This is a genomic window from Arthrobacter zhangbolii (assembly GCF_022869865.1).
In the GTDB taxonomy this organism is placed as follows: domain Bacteria; phylum Actinomycetota; class Actinomycetes; order Actinomycetales; family Micrococcaceae; genus Arthrobacter_B; species Arthrobacter_B zhangbolii.
This window is the reverse complement of sequence record NZ_CP094984.1, coordinates 2128416-2146463: the sequence shown is the minus strand read 5'-3', so window position 1 is coordinate 2146463 and position 18048 is coordinate 2128416. Positions and strand designations below refer to the sequence as shown.

The 18048-nt window shown below is 66.0% G+C and carries 14 protein-coding genes; 12 read left to right on the top strand and 2 right to left on the bottom strand.

The window, feature by feature from the left end:
- Window positions 1-161: 161 nt before the first annotated feature.
- From ileS to ndk, 4 genes are read left to right on the top strand one after another with little or no spacing between them, the layout of a single operon-like run.
- The gene (gene ileS, locus MUK71_RS09975) at window positions 162-3458 is read left to right on the top strand and encodes an isoleucine--tRNA ligase (protein ID WP_227927672.1); all 3297 of its coding nucleotides are present in this window, start codon (window positions 162-164) and stop codon (window positions 3456-3458) included.
- Complete coding sequence (locus MUK71_RS09970) at window positions 3458-4837, top strand: bifunctional folylpolyglutamate synthase/dihydrofolate synthase (protein WP_227901567.1); 1380 nt, start codon at window positions 3458-3460, stop codon at window positions 4835-4837. The genes ileS and MUK71_RS09970 overlap by 1 nt, the downstream gene beginning before the upstream one ends.
- Before the next feature lie 10 nt (window positions 4838-4847).
- Complete coding sequence (locus tag MUK71_RS09965) at window positions 4848-5324, top strand: DUF4233 domain-containing protein (RefSeq protein ID WP_227927673.1); 477 nt, start codon at window positions 4848-4850, stop codon at window positions 5322-5324.
- A gap of 39 nt (window positions 5325-5363) precedes the next feature.
- Window positions 5364-5780, top strand: a complete 417-nt coding sequence (ndk, locus tag MUK71_RS09960) for a nucleoside-diphosphate kinase (protein ID WP_227901569.1) — start codon at window positions 5364-5366, stop codon at window positions 5778-5780.
- A 73-nt stretch (window positions 5781-5853) separates the two neighbouring features.
- Here ndk and MUK71_RS09955 read toward each other — a convergent pair whose 3' ends face one another.
- Window positions 5854-6960, bottom strand: a complete 1107-nt coding sequence (locus MUK71_RS09955; protein ID WP_227927674.1) for an SDR family oxidoreductase — start codon at window positions 6958-6960, stop codon at window positions 5854-5856.
- Window positions 6961-7079: 119 nt separating this feature from the next.
- Between MUK71_RS09955 and MUK71_RS09950 the strand changes: the two genes are divergently transcribed.
- A complete protein-coding gene (locus MUK71_RS09950; protein ID WP_227927675.1) occupies window positions 7080-7724 on the top strand; it encodes a maltokinase N-terminal cap-like domain-containing protein in 645 nt (214 codons plus the stop codon).
- A 30-nt stretch (window positions 7725-7754) separates the two neighbouring features.
- On the opposite strand, the gene MUK71_RS09945 is transcribed toward MUK71_RS09950, so the two are convergent.
- Window positions 7755-8309 (bottom strand): vitamin K epoxide reductase family protein, encoded by a 555-nt coding sequence (locus MUK71_RS09945; protein ID WP_227901587.1) that lies wholly within the window; start codon window positions 8307-8309, stop codon window positions 7755-7757.
- A 529-nt stretch (window positions 8310-8838) separates the two neighbouring features.
- Between MUK71_RS09945 and MUK71_RS09940 the strand changes: the two genes are divergently transcribed.
- From MUK71_RS09940 to MUK71_RS09910, 7 genes are all read left to right on the top strand, one after another.
- Window positions 8839-12339, top strand: a complete 3501-nt coding sequence (locus tag MUK71_RS09940; RefSeq protein WP_227927676.1) for a ribonuclease E/G — start codon at window positions 8839-8841, stop codon at window positions 12337-12339.
- 366 nt (window positions 12340-12705) lie between these two features.
- Window positions 12706-13017: a 50S ribosomal protein L21 gene (rplU, locus tag MUK71_RS09935; RefSeq protein WP_146361875.1), complete on the top strand. Its 312-nt coding sequence runs from the start codon at window positions 12706-12708 to the stop codon at window positions 13015-13017.
- Between the two features lie 84 nt (window positions 13018-13101).
- Window positions 13102-13365 (top strand): 50S ribosomal protein L27, encoded by a 264-nt coding sequence (gene rpmA, locus MUK71_RS09930; protein ID WP_104053918.1) that lies wholly within the window; start codon window positions 13102-13104, stop codon window positions 13363-13365.
- A gap of 107 nt (window positions 13366-13472) precedes the next feature.
- Entirely contained in the window at window positions 13473-15056 is a 1584-nt protein-coding gene (gene obgE, locus MUK71_RS09925; RefSeq protein WP_227901589.1) for a GTPase ObgE, read from the top strand.
- A gap of 52 nt (window positions 15057-15108) precedes the next feature.
- Window positions 15109-16323 (top strand): glutamate 5-kinase, encoded by a 1215-nt coding sequence (gene proB / locus MUK71_RS09920; protein ID WP_227927677.1) that lies wholly within the window; start codon window positions 15109-15111, stop codon window positions 16321-16323.
- Window positions 16320-17675 carry a glutamate-5-semialdehyde dehydrogenase gene (locus MUK71_RS09915; protein ID WP_227927678.1) on the top strand — a complete coding sequence of 452 codons (1356 nt, stop codon included), beginning with the start codon at window positions 16320-16322 and terminating at the stop codon, window positions 17673-17675. Before proB ends, MUK71_RS09915 begins: the two co-directional genes overlap by 4 nt.
- Window positions 17676-17805: 130 nt before the next feature.
- On the top strand, window positions 17806-18048 hold the full coding sequence (locus tag MUK71_RS09910; RefSeq protein ID WP_227901593.1) for a hypothetical protein: 243 nt from the start codon (window positions 17806-17808) through the stop codon (window positions 18046-18048).

The window sequence follows — 18048 nt, the reverse complement described above, 5'->3', positions numbered from 1 at the left end:
CGAGCGGCAGTCGCGCGTTCCCCGGCACTCAGCGGGGCACACACGGCGGCAAGCGAGGTGGTACCGCGGTTTACCGCCGGTCTTCGGGCCGGAACGGGACAGCCGCCCTCGCATCCTGAATTCCACAGCCAGATTTACTTGCCGCTAACAGGATGACGATTATGCCCTCTGTATACCCCAAGGCCAGCACAGGCGACGGCGCTGCCGTTCCCTCCTCGCCCAAGTTTCCGGAACTCGAAGAACGGGTTCTGACGTACTGGGACAAGGACGGCACTTTCCAGGCCTCCATTGACGCCCGTTCCGCCGGTCAGGATGGCGACAACGAGTTCGTCTTCTACGACGGCCCGCCGTTTGCCAACGGATTGCCGCACTACGGCCACCTGCTCACCGGCTACGTGAAGGACCTGGTGGCCCGCTACCAGACCCAGCGCGGACGCCGGGTTGAGCGCCGCTTCGGCTGGGATACCCACGGCCTGCCGGCCGAACTGGAAGCCATGAAGCAGCTGGGCATGAGCGACAAGGTCCAGATCGAGAAGATGGGCATCGACAAGTTCAACGATGCCTGCCGTGCCTCGGTTATGAAGTACGCCGGCGAGTGGCAGGACTATGTCACCCGCCAGGCCCGCTGGGTGGATTTCGAGAATGACTACAAGACGCTCAACGTCGAGTACATGGAATCGGTCATCTGGGCCTTCAAGACCCTGCATGACAAGGGCCTGACCTACAGCGGTTTCCGGGTGCTCCCGTACTGCTGGAAGGACGAGACTCCGCTCTCCAACCATGAGCTGCGCATGGACGACGACGTCTACAAGATGCGCCAGGACCAGACCGTCACTGTGACGTTCCCACTGATCGCCGGTGACAACGCGCTCTCCGCCGAGCTGGAGGGCGTCAAGGCCATCGCCTGGACCACCACGCCGTGGACCCTGCCCACCAACATGGCCCTGGCCGTCGGACCCGAGGTCAGCTACGCCGTCGTGCCCGCCGGCCCCAACGGCACCCAGGCCGGCGAAGGCCGCTTCCTGCTCGCCGAGGACCTGGTGGGCTCCTATGCCAAGGACCTGGGGTACGACGACGCCGACTCCGCCCGCGCGGCCGTTGCCGCTGTGCACCTGGGCAAGGACCTGGCCGGACTGCGGTACGCGCCGCTCTGGGACATCTACACCGACACGGAGAAGTGGGGGACGGAGAACGCCTGGCGGATTGTCACGGCTGACTACGTCACCACCACCGACGGCACCGGTGTTGTCCACCAGGCTCCGGCCTACGGCGAGGATGACCAGAAGGTGTGCGAGGAAAACGGCATCCCCGTGATCCTCTCCGTGGACGAGGGCGGCAAGTTCCTGCCCATGTTCGCGCAGACCGCCCTGGAGGATATCGCTGCCCTGCAGGTCTTCGACGCCAACAAGCCGATCACCCGCGCCCTGAAGGCCGACGGCCGGCTGCTGCGCCAGGCCAGCTACGAGCACAGCTACCCGCACTGCTGGCGCTGCCGGAACCCGCTGATCTACAAGGCGGTTTCCTCCTGGTTCGTGGAGGTCACCAAGATCAAGGACCGCATGGTCGAGCTGAACCAGCAGATCAACTGGATCCCGGACAACGTCAAGGACGGCCAGTTCGGCAAATGGCTGGAAAACGCCCGTGACTGGTCCATTAGCCGCAACCGCTACTGGGGCAGCCCCATCCCGGTCTGGGTCTCGGATGACCCCAATTACCCGCGCACCGACGTCTACGGATCCCTGGCCGAAATGGAAGCGGACTTCGGCCGGCTGCCGCTGAACAAGGAGGGCAAGCCGGACCTGCACCGCCCGTTCATCGACGAGCTGACCCGGCCCAACCCCGACGATCCCCGCACCCCGGAAGAGGGCCAGTCCACCATGCGCCGCGTGGAGGACGTGCTGGATGTCTGGTTCGACTCGGGCTCCATGCCCTACGCCCAGGTGCACTACCCGCATGAGAACGCCGAGTGGTTCGAAAGCCACAACCCGGGCGATTTCATCGTGGAGTACATCGGCCAGACCCGCGGCTGGTTCTACACCCTGCACGTGCTCGCCACCGCCCTGTTTGACCGGCCGGCGTTCCGCAACGTCATCAGCCACGGCATTGTCCTGGGCTCGGACGGGCAGAAGATGTCCAAGTCGCTGCGCAACTACCCGGACGTCTCCGAGGTGCTGGACCGCGACGGATCCGATGCCATGCGCTGGTTCCTGATGGCCTCGCCCATCCTGCGCGGCGGCAACCTGATTGTCACCGAACAGGGCATCCGCGACGGCGTCCGGCAGGCCATCCTGCCGCTGTGGAACGTCTGGCACTTCTTCAGCCTCTACACCAACGCCGCCAACAACGGCAACGGCTACGAGGCCAAGGCCCGCTACGACTCCACCGAGCCGCTGGACCGCTACCTGCTGGCCGCCACCGGCGACCTGGTGCGGGACATGACCGGCGCCCTGGACACCTACGACGTGTCCGTGGCATGCGAGATCCTGCGCGCCTACACCGACACCCTGACCAACTGGTACATCCGCCGCAGCCGCACCCGGTTCTTCGACGAGGATCCGCAGGCCTTCGACGTGCTCTACACCTGCCTGGAAACGGTCTGCCGGGTCGCCGCACCGCTGCTGCCCCTGATCGCCGAGGAAATCTGGCGGGGACTGACCGGCGGCCGCTCGGTGCACCTGACCGACTGGCCGGATGCGGACCTGTTCCCGAACAACCCGGAACTGGTCGAGCGCATGGACCTCACTCGCCGGATCGCCTCGGTGGGTTCCTCCCTGCGCAAGGGGGCAAACCTGCGGGTGCGCCTGCCGCTGTCCGAAATGACCGTCGTCGCCCCGGACGCCGAAGCGCTCTCCGGCCAGTTCGCCGCGATCATCGCCGATGAACTGAACCTGAAGAACGTGCGCCTGGTCGAGGCTGCCTCCGCAGATCCGGCCGAGTTCGGCATCAGCCAGAAGCTGGTGGTCAACGCCCGGGCCGCCGGCCCGCGCCTGGGCAGGAACGTCCAGACCGCCATCAAGGCTGCGAAGTCCGGCGACTGGTCGGTGGACGACGCAGGTACGGTCACCGCCGGCGGCCTGCCGCTGGAAGAACATGAGTACACCCTGGAAACCGTCGTGGAGTCCGGCGACGGCGAATCCGCGAAGGCGGTTGCAGTGCTGCCCGGCGGCGGCTTCCTGGTCCTGAACACCGAGGTCACGCCCGAGCTGGCGGCCGAAGGCGTGGCCCGCGACGGCATCCGTGCCATCCAGCAGGCCCGCCGCGACGCGGACCTGCACATCAGCGACCGCATCCGCACCACGGTTCGGACGGGGGAGGCCGAAGCCGAAGCGCTGGCGGCCAATGCCGAGCTGATCAAGAGGGAGACCCTGACCGGTGAACTGATTGTTGTCGGCGACCTGACGGTCACCGACGACGACAAGGACACCGACAAGTACATCGTCACCGTGGAGAAGATCTAATGAGTGCAGCAGACCGTCCGTCCGGATCCATTGACGGCTTCTCCGTGGAAAGCGTGTACGCCGAATTGCTCAGCCGTGCCCCGGAAAACAAGATGGAGCCGCGCATGGCTCCGCTGTTCCGGGCCATGGAGGTGCTGGGGGAGCCGAACAAGGCCTTCCCGATCATCCACATCACCGGCACCAACGGCAAAACGTCCACGGCGCGGATGATCGAGGCGGGCCTGCGCGCCTACGGGCTGCGCACCGGCCGTTACACCAGTCCGCACCTGACCAGCGTGACTGAACGGATCAGCATTGACGGCGAACCCGTCAGCGATGAAACGTTTGTCCGGATCTGGGATGAAATCCGCCCGTACCTGGACATTGTCGACGCCGAACTGGAGGCGGCAGGAGAGCCGCGGCTGACCTACTTCGAGGCTGTGACCATCCTCGGGTTTGCCGTCTTCGCCGACGAGCCCGTGGATGTTGCCGTGATTGAAGTGGGCCTCGGCGGAATCACCGATGCGACGAACGTGGGCGACGGACAGGTTTCGGTGGTCACCCCGATCTCCCTGGACCACACGGACCTGCTCGGTGACGACGTTGCCGATATTGCCTATGAAAAGGCCGGAATCATCAAGGAGAACGGGTTCCTCATCAGTGCCGCCCAGCCGATGGAAGCTGCGCAGGTGCTGCTGGAAAAGGCGCACGAGGCCGGCGTCCCGTTCCGGTTCGAAGGCGTCGAATTCGGCGTTGACTCCCGGGTTATGGCGGTGGGCGGCCAGATGGTCACCATCAACGGCCTGGCCGGACGCTACGAGGACCTCCTGCTTCCCCTGCACGGGGCGCATCAGGCGGAGAACGCTGCCGTGGCCGTGGCGGCGCTGGAAGCCTTCATTGGCGGCGGCACCAAGGAGCTCGACGTCGAACTGCTGCGTACCGGGTTCTCCACCGTGACCTCTCCGGGCCGCCTCGAGGTGGTGCGGACCGCCCCCACCATCGTGGTGGATGCCGCGCACAACCCTGCCGGGGCCAAAGCCACCGCCGAAGCGCTCCGCGAAGCGTTCAACTTCAGCACGCTGGTGCTGGTGGTCGGCATCCTGGCGGAAAAGGACGCCGTCGGCATCCTGAGTGAGCTGCGCGAGCAGCTGGGGGACCTGGTCAGCAGTGTTGTTCTCACCCAGTCCAGCTCGCCGCGCGCCATCCCGGCCGAGGAACTTGTCCAGGACGCGGTGGATGCCGGGTTCGCGGACGAGGACATCCAAGTGGAGGCCGGCTTGGACAACGCCCTGGAACGTGCGGTGGAAAAGGCCGAAGAGAACAATGACCTGTCCGGCGGCGTACTGGTTGTCGGATCCATCACCGTGGTCGCCGAAGCGCGCACCCTCCTCGGAAAGTAGGCAGCCGGTTATGGCAAAACTGACCAAGGCCCAGCGTGAATGGCGCCCGGGTATGCCCAAAAAGCGCCGCTCCGTGAAGGTTATGTTCGCCTCCACAGTGTTGACGCTGGAAGCCTTCGTGGTGCTGTTCGGCACCCTGGCGGTCTTTGGCCTGCACCGCGGCACCATCTCCCCGGCGCTGCTGCTGGGTGGCGGTGTGCTGCTGGCAGCAGCGCTGGTGGGCACCTGCGCCCTGTTGTCCAAGCCTGCCGGGCCGGTGATCGGCTGGATCCTGCAGCTGGTCATCATCGCCACCGGTCTCCTGGAACCCATGATGTTCCTGGTGGGTGTGCTCTTCGCCCTCACCTGGTGGTACGGGCTGCGGGCCGGAATGCGGCTGGACCGGGAAAACCGTGAACGGGACCGACAGCAGGCTGAATGGGAAAAAGCGCATCCGGGGGAGACCGGCCCCGCAAGCGGCCCGGAAACCGCTCCCGGCACCGACTAGGCTTAGACCAGACACCCGAACTTTCTAGGAGATACAACCGTGAGCACCGAGCGCACACTCGTCCTGATCAAGCCCGACGGCGTCCAGCGCCGCCTCACCGGCGCCATCCTGGCCCGGATCGAAGCCAAGGGCTACACCGTGGCGGAACTGAAGAAGACCGAAGCCACCCGGGCCATCCTCGAAGAGCACTACGAGGAGCACCAGGGCAAGCCGTTCTATGAGCCGCTCGTGGAGTTTATGCTCAGCGGCCCGATTGTTGCCGCTGTCCTGGAAGGCGAGCGGGTCATCGAAGGATTCCGTTCACTGGCCGGCACCACCGATCCGACGACGGCGGCTCCGGGCACCATCCGCGGCGACTTTGGCCGCGACTGGGGAACGGCAGTCCAGCAGAACCTGGTTCACGGTTCAGACTCGCCCGAGTCCGCAGCACGCGAAATCGGCATCTGGTTCAAATAGCCTGAGGTTCTCAAGGCCGGCACCGTTTGCGGTGCCGGCCTTTTCCGTCTCCTGTGCGCCGGACGCAGCGGGATCAGGGAATGAGGTTCTCGCTGCGCAGCCGCAGGAACAGATCCTTGAAAGCGTTTTCGGTGCGCCGGTAGCCGGTAAAGCCTGCCAGCCGGCTCTTGCTCATGTCCGTCAGTACCTCCACCTTGCGGCCCAGGTCCGCGTCCGTGTGCCACCACGAGGCCAGCCGCCCGAGGTCGGTTTCGGCCAGATTGTGCCGGACAGCCAGTTCCTTCCAGGTGTCACCCATTCCGGCCATCTGCTCCTCCAGCGGCCGGATGTGTCCCTCAAAGCCCTCCGGCTCAACGCCAAACCATTCAGCCAGCCGCGGCCACAGGCTGCGCCAGCGGAACACGTCGCCGTTGACCACGTTGAACGCCTCGTTGGCCGTCTCGGGGTCCGTGGCTGCCCAGAGCATGTGCTCGGCCAGCAGGCCTGCGTCGGTCATATCCGTGACCGAGTTCCACTGGGTTTCGGAGCCGGGGAAGACAAACGGCATCCCGAGTTCGCGGCAGAGGGTGGCCTGCGCCGCCAGTGTCTGGCCCATGTTCATGGCATTGCCAACAGCGAAACCGATGACGGTGTGGGCGCGGTGGACGGACCAGGCGAAGCCCTGCCGTTCCGCGGCAGCCATCAGTTCGTCTTCCTGCGCATAGTAGAAATTGTCCACCGGCAGCCGGGGCTCGTCTTCGGAGAACGGCGTGTCCGGCATCGGGCCCTCGCCGTACGCCTCAAACGGTCCCATGTAGTGCTTGAGGCCGGTCATCAGGGCCACGTGCTCCAACTGTGCATGGGTCAGCGCGGCCAGCAGGTTGCGCACCATTGCCGAGTTCACGGCAATGTTCTCCGCCTCCGTCTCCTGCCGGGACCAGGAGGTGAAAAAGACGTGGGTGGGCCGGGTGCCGGCCAGCGCTGCCGCCAGGCTGTCCGGAGACGTCAGGTCCGCTGCCACCGGTACGACGCCGGGGCGCGCCGGGTCGGCGGCGCCGCCGCTGCGGGACAGGGCCAGGACGGTCCATGCCTCCCGGGTGAGCAGGTCCACCAGGGCAGCACCGGCAATGCCGGTAGCCCCGGCTACCAATGCTGTGCGGGGTGTGGTTTGGGGTGGCTGGGCAGCGTTCGTTCGACGCATGGAACTCCTCTGGATGGTGCGGGACCGCCCGTAAATATCCTCCGGGCGGTTAAGGCGGGAACCGGAAACGGGTGCCGGAAATTCCGCACCGGTTAGCCGGTTACGCCTAAGCTGTGCCCATGGCACTCATTTATGACGCCGAGCTGCGTCCCGGCAAGATGGACCTTATTTCAGACTGGCTGCCCACAACGGTGTGGTTCCCAACGCAGGAACCGGTGACCGCGCAGAAGCTGTGTGCCTTCCGGTTTGACGATCCGGAAGGCGCCGTGGGGATCGAAACCCTCATTGTCGCAGCGGGCGGGGTGACGGTGCAGGTACCGCTCACCTACCGCGGTGCGCCGCTGGCCGGTGCCGAGCGGTTCCTCATTACCGAGATGGACCACTCCGTCCTTGGCCGGCGCTGGGTCTATGACGCACTGGGGGATCCGGCGTACGCCCAGGCGCTCGAAGCGGCGCTTTTTTCCAAGCAGGGCCAGGCAGCCCAGTACACCGAACAGAATGGCGTCCGCGAACTCCTGCCGGAATCCATGAAGGTACGCAGCAGCGGAATGCCGGACGGCGCCGAACTGGTGGATGCACCTCCGTATGAGCCGCAGGACTGGACCGTGTCCGTGCTGGAGCACGGCGGCTGGGAATTCTCAGTGGTCCGGCTGCTGGACCTGGACGGACGAACCGCACCGGATCCCTCACTGGAAGCCACCTGGCAGGACCAGGAGATACCTGTGGTGTTTGCCTGGGGAATGCCGGTTCAGGGCGGCCGCTAGCGCACACCGGCCGCGGGCTGAAAGGGGTTCCTAGCCGCCTATAAAGGAGTTGAGGAACCGGAAGAAGATGGATGCTGCCGTCGCCACCCACAGGAGCACGACAATGGCCCAGGCCCAATCGGTCAGGAACCGGACCAGCCCCGCAGAGGCGGGTATAACACCGGATGCCAGGTTGCGGATGGTGGTGAAGACAAACAGCGGGATCATGGCGGCCCAGACAACGATGCAGTAAATGCACAGCACGTAGATGTCGAAGAGCGCCTGGCTCCACAGCCAGACCACAAATGCCATGCCGAGGGTGACACCGATCTGCAGTCCGATCCAGTACCAGCGGGCAAAACGCGCACCGGCCAGCAGGCCCATGGCCGTGGTGATGACAACGGCGAAGGCGACTATGCCTATCAGCGGGTTCGGGAAGCCGAAGATGGAGGCCTGCCAGGTTTGGAACACCGTGCCGCAGGAAACCCACGGGTTAATGTCGCAGCTGGTGATGTAGCCGGCGTCCGCGTAAACACGCAGGCGTTCAATGACCAGGATTCCTGACGCTATCCAGCCAACCACTGCCGTAATCAGCAGCGTCCACATAAACGAGCGGCGTTCGCGGGGGACCGCTTCTGCTTCGCCGCCCCGAACGCGGGACGGTTCCGGGGATACGTTGCCCGGAGATGGGCGGGCTGCACTGGATGGCACGGAAGCTCCTTAGCCGAGTAGTTGTCTGCGTCGAGTCTATGCGTTGGGGAGGGCCAAAAACGCGGCCGTATGAGATAATGACTTTGGCTGATGGCGGAACCACATTCCGTCACCGGTCCAGCGACAGGCTTCCGGTTCTTCCGGTGATGCTTCCCATGTAGCTAGCCCATCAATCCGGATGGGAACCAGGGAATCCGCCGGCCAGACCTACCCATAGCCGAAACGTAGTTATCCGTTCCGCATAGGTAGCAGGAAAAGCGCCGCTGGTCTTCGAGTGATACCGCGCCCCACAGCTGGCACGACCTCGAATGACATCCAGACGACTTCCGGCTGGCGGGCAGGCTGCGATGCCACCGTACAGCCGACTCATTGCCCTTTGGCATTGGAATGTGGCCAGTGCCGCAGGGCCGGAGCATAGGCCTAAATGAATAATCCAGACATTGTGAATGACCAGAACGATGCCCTGAATGCTGAGGGCACCGCGCCGGTAAAGAAAGCGACCCGCAGCCGCCGCAAGTCCGTTCCGGCATCATCGCCAACGGCGTCTTCCGCCGCTGACACGGGTGCAGGAACCACCGCTGCAGCAAACACGCCGGAACAGTCCGCCCCCGCAGCGCCGCAGACGGACGTTCCCGCTGAGCCGGCGGCAACAGAAAAGCCCAAGCGGGTGCGCGCACCCCGCAGGAAGCCCGCCGCTGTCGAGACTCCCGCTGCCGAGACTCCCGCTGCCGAGACTCCCGCTGCCGAGACGCCCGCCGATGCGCAGCCGGTTGCCGCCGACAGCACCGAAGCATCCGCAGAACCCGGCGCTGAAGCGCCCGTCAAGGCAGTCCGGAGGCGCCGGGCACCGGCCAAAAAGGCACCGGCAGCCACTGACAGCGCCGCAGAAGAAGTGACCCTGGCAGCCGGACCGGCATCCACCAATACCGAAGCCCCTGACTCGGAGAACGCTGCAGCGGCTGACACCGCGCCGGCCACCCCGGTTACCGAGGAATCCACTGACGCTTCCGTGAGCGGCGACGCCGGGGACTCCGCCAAGGCGGCCCCCAAGAAGCGCACCCGCCGGCGGGCAAGCACGCCTACCGGACCGGCCCGCTCAGCTGAAAGCGCACCGGAAACCGTTGCCGCCGCGGAGCCGGTCCTGCCGTCGGCCGCCGAAGAGGCGCCGGCAGTGCAGGCTGAAGAAGACGCAGCGACAGAAGAAGCGGCGACAGAAGAAGCGGCGCAGACCAAAGAAGCAGCCGCCGCCGGCCCCACGTCCGCCCTGGATCCGTTCACGGTGCCGGAATCGCCTACCTCCGTTTTGTTCCATGCTCCCGACCTGAGCGCCGTACGTTCCGTACCGGTGGCCAAGCCGGCCGCCGCGGATGAAACAGACGAAGACGATGCCGCTGCCGATTCGGGCCGGTCCCGCCGCCGCAGCCGTCGTGGCCGCAGCCGCCAAGGAGCCGAAACCGAGGCCGGCACGTCCGGCAACAGCGAAGACGGTACTTCCACCGGCCCCGAGGACACCGGGTCCGACGGCGTAACGTCGCGCCGCCGCCGGCGCCGCCGCCGCGGAGACGCGGACCTGGAACTGACCGGGGGAGCGGATGATGATCCGCCCAACACGGTCACCCGGGTACGGGCACCGCGTGCGCATGCCGACGCACCGGCGTCGGACCGCGTCACCAGCGTCAAGGGCTCCACCCGCCTGGAAGCGAAGAAGCAGCGCCGCCGCGAGTCCCGCGAATCCGGCCGCCGCCGCCACGTCATCACCGAAGCCGAGTTCCTGGCCCGGCGCGAGTCCGTGGACCGCCAGATGATTGTCCGCCAGCGCGATGAGCGGATCCAGATCGGCGTCCTCGAGGACGGCGTGCTGGCCGAGCACTTTGTCTCCAACACCCAGCAGGACTCCCTGATCGGCAACGTCTACGTTGGCAAGGTCCAGAATGTGCTTCCCAGCATGGAAGCCGCCTTCGTCGACATTGGCCGCGGCCGCAACGCCGTGCTTTATGCCGGTGAGGTCAACTGGGATGCTGCCGGCCTGGACGGGCAGCCGCGCCGGATCGAACTGGCGCTGAAATCCGGTGATTCGGTCCTGGTGCAGGTCACCAAGGATCCCGTGGGGCACAAGGGTGCACGCCTGACCAGCCAGATCTCCCTGCCCGGCCGCTACCTGGTGTACGTTCCCGGCGGCTCGATGACGGGTATTTCCCGCAAGCTGCCCGACGTCGAGCGCAACCGGCTTAAGAAGATCCTCAAGGACCACCTGCCCGAGAACGCCGGCGTCATTGTGCGCACCGCGGCCGAAGGAGCCAGCGAAGAGGAGCTGATGAATGACATCAACCGGCTCCGCGCCCAGTGGGAGACCATCGAAGCCAAATCCAAATCCACCAAGACGCTGCCGCCGGAACTGCTTTACGGAGAACCGGACCTGACCATCAAGGTGGTCCGGGACGTCTTCAATGAGGACTTCTCCAAGCTTGTGGTTTCCGGTGACGAGGCGTGGGACACCATCGAGGCCTACGTGACCTACGTGGCTCCGGATCTGGTGGGCCGGCTCGAGAAGTGGACCAAGGACGAAGATATCTTCGCCGCACACCGCATCGACGAGCAGATCGCCAAGGCCCTGGACCGTAAGGTGTTCCTGCCCTCCGGCGGTTCCCTGGTGATCGACCGTACCGAAGCCATGACCGTGGTGGACGTCAACACCGGTAAGTTCACCGGCAGCGGCGGCAACCTGGAGGAAACCGTCACCAAGAACAACCTGGAAGCGGCGGAGGAAGTGGTCCGCCAGCTGCGGCTGCGCGACATCGGCGGCATCATCGTCATCGACTTCATCGACATGGTCCTTGAAGCCAACCGTGACCTGGTGCTGCGCCGCCTGGTGGAATGCCTGGGCCGGGACCGCACCAAGCACCAGGTGGCCGAGGTGACCTCGCTTGGCCTGGTCCAGATGACCCGCAAGCGGATGGGCACCGGACTGCTGGAGGTCTTCGGGGAGACCTGTGAGCACTGCGACGGCCGCGGCGTTGTCACGCAGGATGTTCCCGTGGAACACCGCCGGAGCACCAGCCACACGCCGTCGGGCCACAGCCACGCCGTCACCGAGGACAACCACCAGCAGCACCTCCGGCAGGAAAAGCAGACCCGGGGGGACCGCAAGCGGAACCGGAACCGGGACCGCGGACAGAACGCCGGTGCTCCGGCGACCGAGCAGCAGCCCGCCCCGGTGGAGGAACCGGTCCAGCAGGACGCAGAGCGCCAGGCGAAAGCCGAGGCCGCGCGTGCCGCACTGGCCAGCATTGCCGCAGCTACAGCCGCTGCCCATGAGGTAGTGGATGCCGCTGCTGCCGGCAACGGAGCAACCGACGAAACTGCGGCACCCGCCGGGAACGACTCCGACGGTTCCGATACCGAACCCGGAGCGGTCCTGAACATCCAGGGGGAGACGGTGGTGGTTCCGCGCCGGCAGCGCCGGCGTCCCGCCAAGCAGGAACCCGCACTGACGCTGGAGAGCCTCACGGAAGCCTTCAACGAGGTGGCTTCCGTCGTCGCTCCGGCTGCGCAGGAAACCGCCGGAGCGGACAGTGCAGTCTCGGACAAGGCAGTCTCGGACAGTGCAGGGCCGGACAGCGCAGCCTCGGATAAGGCAGCGCCGGCACACGCACCGGAGGTGAAGGCGCAGCAGCCCAAGGCCGTGCGCCAGGCACCGGCGCCGCAGCAGGAGCAGGCGCCCGTGCGCCGGGCACGCCGCCGCCGTGCAGCCAGCAGCCCGCAGGGTGCCGCTGAAGTGACGGCTCCGGCAGGGGACTCTGCGCCGCAGGTCCAGGCACGCCACACCGTGACGGCCGAGCCCCGGCAGCAGGCCGTCCGTCAGGAAACCGCGGGCAGCCCCGCTCCGGTGATCCTGGGCGTAGGCGTACCGGCTTCGGAGCTGTAGCCGCCTCCCCCCGAAACCGCCGACGGGCGGCCTGGTCCCCTCGGACCGGGCCGCCCGCCGCGTTTTAAGGCTGTTAGCGGCCGGCTTCGGCGCGTGAATGCCCGGAACCGCGCTTCCATGGGATAAAGTAGACTCCGAGCAGTGACACCGGAAGTCGGTGGCGGGGGCTCACCGTATATGTGCAGGGTGTATCCACCGAGCGCATTTGCGGGTTGTGGCCCCTTAGCGTAGCCTTGAACTTCGGTGCGAACGCCTTCGAATCCGTTTTTCGGTACAGGGCGTGACTGCATGGCGCAAGGCGGGCACAAATCTGGCCCCGCTAAATGCGCATCCAAGTATTAAACGTCGAGAGAAGTGAGTTCCCAAGTGGTGTACGCGATTGTCCGCGCTGGCGGCCGCCAAGAAAAGGTTTCCGTCGGAGACCTCGTAACCCTGGACCGCGTCCCCGGTGGAGCCGGTAGCACCTTTGAGCTGCCTGCCCTGCTTTTGGTTGATGGCGACAAGGTCACCTCTGCTGCACAGGACCTGGCCAAGGTTACCGTGACTGCAGAAATCGTCGAGAACTTCCGGGGTCCGAAGATTGTCATCCAGAAGTTCAAGAACAAGACCGGCTACAAGAAGCGTCAGGGCTACCGCTCCTCGCTGACCAAGGTCAAGGTTACGTCCATCAACTCCTGATTCTCCTGCCGGCCCCAGGGCCGGGAACGCGGGTGTGATCCCGCCTGAGGGTTTCAATATCAGTTAGTAAAGGCAGGCAAAGAAATGGCACATAAGAAAGGTGCGAGTTCCACTCGCAACGGTCGCGACTCCAACGCCCAGTACCTCGGCGTAAAGCGTTTCGGCGGCCAGGTTGTCAAGGCAGGCGAAATCATCGTTCGCCAGCGTGGCACCCACTTCCACCCGGGCGAGGGTGTTGGTCGCGGAGGCGACGACACGCTGTTCGCCCTGGAAGCAGGAGCAGTTGAATTCGGCAGCCGTCGCGGCCGCCGCGTCGTGAACATCGTGGCTGCTGCAGCCGCCGAGTAATCACCGGCAATTAGCTTTTCCGACGGGGCGGGCCTTGATGGCCCGCCCCGTCGTTTTTTAAGCCAAGTAGAATTGGCATGATCAAGAAGTTCCTTTGAAGGAGAACCATGGCCAGTTTTGTAGACCGCGTAGTGCTGCATGTTTCGGGCGGTACAGGCGGCCATGGTTGCGTGTCCGTCAAGCGTGAGAAGTTCAAGCCCCTCGGCGGACCCGACGGCGGCAACGGCGGCGACGGCGGCGACGTCATCCTGCGCGTGGACGGCCAGACCACTACGCTGCTCGACTACCACCACGCTCCGCACCGCCACGCCACCAACGGCGGCAACGGTATGGGTGACTGGCGTGCAGGCAAGACCGGCGAAACCCTCGTGCTCTCGGTTCCGGACGGCACCGTGGTGAAGAGCAAGGACGGCGAAGTCCTCGCGGACCTGGTTGGCCAGGGCGCCGAGTACATTGCCGCTGCCGGCGGCCAGGGCGGCCTGGGCAACTCGTCCCTGTCCTCGCAGAAGCGCAAGGCTCCCGGCTTCGCCCTCCTGGGCATCCCGGGGGAGGAGCGGGACATTGTCCTGGAGCTGAAGTCCATTGCCGACATTGCTCTGGTCGGCTTCCCGTCAGCCGGTAAGTCCTCGCTGATTGCGGCGATGTCAGCGGCACGCCCCAAGATTGCGGACTACCCCTTCACCACCCTGATCCCGAACCTGGGTGTGGTGCAGTCCGGCGATGTCCGCTTCACCGTGGCCGACGTGCCCGGGCTGATCGAGGGCGCGTCCGAGGGCAAGGGCCTGGGGCACAACTTCCTGCGGCACGTGGAACGCTGTGCGGCACTGGTGCACGTGTTGGACTGCGCCGCACTGGAAACCGACCGGGATCCGATCGGTGACCTTGAAATCATCGAGCAGGAACTCGAGAAGTACGAAGTGGACATGAGCTACGCGGGCGCTGACGGCGACGTCGTACCGCTGAACCGCCGTCCGCGCCTGGTCGCGCTGAATAAGGTGGATGTGCCGGACGGCCGCGACATGGCCGAATTCGTGCGCCCCGAACTGGAAGAGCGCGGTTACCGCGTGTTTGAAGTATCCGCAGCCAGCCACGAAGGCCTGCGCGAGCTCGGTTTCGCCATGGCCGCGATTGTGCAGGAAGCCCGCGACTCGGTCGAGCAGGCTCCGCCGCGCGTCCAGCCGCCGGTCCTGAAGCCGCGATCGGTCAACGGCAAGGGCGGATTCAGCATCCGCCGCGAGGAGCGGAACCTGGAGCCCCTCTTTCGTGTCCTCGGTGAAAAGCCGGTCCGCTGGGTGCAGCAGACCGACTTCACCAACGACGAGGCCGTGGGCTACCTGGCAGACCGCCTGGCCAAGCTCGGGGTGGAGGAACGGCTGTTCAAGGAAGGCGCCAAGCCCGGCGACGCCGTAGTGATTGGCGAGGGCGACGGCGTGGTCTTTGACTGGGAGCCGACGATGATCGGCGGCGCGGAACTGCTCGCAGCCTCGCCGCGTGGCAGCGATATCCGCATTGAGGAATTCTCCCGCCCCACCCGCGAGGAGAAGCGCGAAGACCACCAGAAGCGCAGGGATGCCCGGGCTGCTGCCCGCGAGGAGCTGGAAAACGAGCGCCGGGCCGGTATCTGGACGGAATCGGTCAACTACAAGCACTCGTCCCGGCCGGCCGACACCGAGGGTAATGAAGCGGACTAAAGGCTTCACACACCGGCAGGCGGCCGGAACTAACGCATAGGCTGGGCAGGATATGAGTGAACACACCGAATTCGCCGCTCCTGCCCGCCGTGCGCTTACCTCCCGGTCCGGACTGGCACGTGCCCGCCGCATTGTCGTCAAGGTCGGCTCTTCCTCCCTGACCTCCGTGGTGGGGGGAATCTCCGATACGGCGCTGCGTTCCCTGGCCGATGTGCTCTCCGCCCGGCACGCCCAGGGAACGGAGATTATCCTCGTCTCGTCCGGGGCCATCAGTGCCGGACTGGCCCCGCTGGGGCTGAGCAAACGCCCCACCCAGCTGTCCTCCCAGCAGGCTGCCGCCAGCGTGGGCCAGGGACTGCTGATGGCCCGCTACACCGCAGCTTTCGGCGAGCATGGTGTCACCGTAAGCCAGGTGCTGCTCACCATCGAGGACCTGATGCGCCGTGCCCACCATGCCAACGCCCACCGGGCCATGGAGCGGCTGCTGAACTTCGGCGTGCTGCCCATTGTCAACGAAAACGACGCGGTTGCCAGCCACGAAATCCGGTTCGGCGATAATGACCGGCTCGCCGCCCTCGTGGCTCACCTGGTCAAGGCCGATGCCCTTATCCTGCTTTCCGACGTCGACGCACTCTATGACGGCCCGCCTGCCGAAGGTGCCCGCCGCATTCCCGAAGTGACCGGTCCCAGGGACCTTGCCGATGTCCGCATTGGCCGCGTGGGCAAGGCCGGCGTGGGAACCGGCGGCATGGCCACCAAGGTCGAAGCCGCAACCATTGCCGCGGAGTCGGGCATCCCGGCGCTCGTCACGTCCACGGCCAACGCCGCCGCTGCCCTGGCCGGAGAGGACGTGGGCACCTGGTTCACCACCCGCGGCCGCCGCCAGTCCATCCGGCTGCTGTGGCTGGCCCACCTCGCCCGGATCCAGGGAACCCTGGTGCTGGACGACGGCGCCGCCCGGGCCGTGGGGGACCGGCACCGCTCACTGCTCGCCGCCGGAATTGTTGCCGTCAAGGGCTCCTTTGAGCCCGGTGACGCGGTGGCCCTGCAGGACGCCGCGGGACGCGTGATCGCCCACGGGCTGACCAACTACGGATCGGACGAGCTGCCTTCCATGCTGGGCCGGTCCACCCGGGAGCTCTCCCGCGAGTTGGGACGCGGCTACGAGCGCGCCGTAGTACACGTCAACGACCTCGTTCTGCTGCGCCAGCAGCAGGCACCGGCCCCCGAGACGGACGCCGGTACTGGACCTACACTGGGGGAATGACTTCCGTGAACACATCTGAAGTGAACACAGCGAACCTGGAAACGCCGACCGCCGGCAGCAGCGCGGATACCGGCCTTCCGGAATCCGGTGACACCGGCGTCGAGGCACAGGTAAATGCCCTGGCCGACAGGTCACGCAGCGCGGCCAGGTACCTGGCCCGTGCCAACCGGGCCTGGAAGGACCGTGCCCTGGTGCGGATCGCCCGGACCGTGGAGGAAAAGCAGGAAGCCATCCTGGCAGCCAACGCCAAGGATGTTGCCGCGGGCCGGGAGAACGGCACCTCCCAGGCGCTGCTGGACCGGCTGTCGCTCACCCCGGAACGGATCACGGCGCTGGTTGGCGCCTTGGAGAACCTTGCCGGGCTGCCGGATCCCGTGGGGTCCGTGGCCCGCGGGCAGACCCTGCCCAACGGCCTGAGGCTGCGCCAGGTGCACGTGCCCATGGGCGTGGTGGCCGCCATCTACGAGGCACGCCCCAACGTCACCCTGGACATTGCCGGACTCGCGCTAAAGAGCGGCAACGCCGTGATTCTTCGCGGCGGCTCTGCTGCAGCTGCGACAAACGGCGTGCTCGTGGACATTATCCGCGACGCACTCGAGGCCGAGGGACTGCCCGCGGACGCGGTACAGAGCGTTGACCGGTTCGGCCGTGAGGGAGCGAACATCCTGATGAAGGCCCGCGGGCGGGTGGATGTACTGATCCCGCGCGGCGGGCGGTCACTGATCCAGTCAGTGGTCACCAACGCCACGGTCCCCGTGATCGAAACAGGGGAGGGCAACGTCCACATCTACCTGGACCGCAGCGCGCCGGTGGAGATGGCCGTGGACATCCTCCTCAACGCCAAAACGCAGCGGCCCAGCGTCTGCAACACGGTCGAAACCCTGCTCATCCACCAGGACGCCCCGGCAGCGGCCGATGTGCTGGCCGCACTGGCCGGGGCCGGGGTGCGCCTCCATGCCGATCCGCGCGCCATGGCACTGCTGCCGGCGGGAGTCACCGCCGAGCCTGCCGACGACGGCGACTGGGGGCGCGAATACATGGATATGGACCTGGCCGTGGCCGTGGTCGGGACCATGGACGAGGCAGTGGAACACATCCGCCGGTGGACCACGGGACACACTGAGGCCATCATCACCAATGACCTGGCCAACGCGGAACGGTTCATCGCCGATATTGACTCGGCCGCCGTCATCGTCAACGCCTCCACACGCTTCACCGACGGCGGTGAACTGGGCCTGGGCGCGGAGGTAGGCATCTCCACGCAGAAGATGCACGCGCGCGGACCCATGGGGCTGAAGGAGCTCACCACCACGAAATGGATCATCCAGGGCGACGGGCACACCCGCGCCTGACGGACCCGCAGATGCTCTCCGGCCGCCCCCGGTGGCGTCCGGCTGCGATGTGCAGCGCGTTACGCGTACCATTGACTTAGAAACCGACCCCGCCGGCTACCCGGCGACTACTGCTCTCTAGGGGAGATACATGCTGATCCAGCTTACGGGCGCCGTGCTTACTGCTGCGGAAATGGCCGAGGAACACCACGTCGAACTGCCGGCGTCACCGTACGTCTACGGCGGAGTGATCTTCGCGGCGTTCCTGCTGATGATGCTGATCACGGTGTCCTTCACCAACGTCGGCAACCGGCATGAGGCAGAGGCAGAGCACGTAGATCCGCAGCGGCAGTTCCCCAACAAGCACGATCACGGCCAGGCCATTCAGGACTGA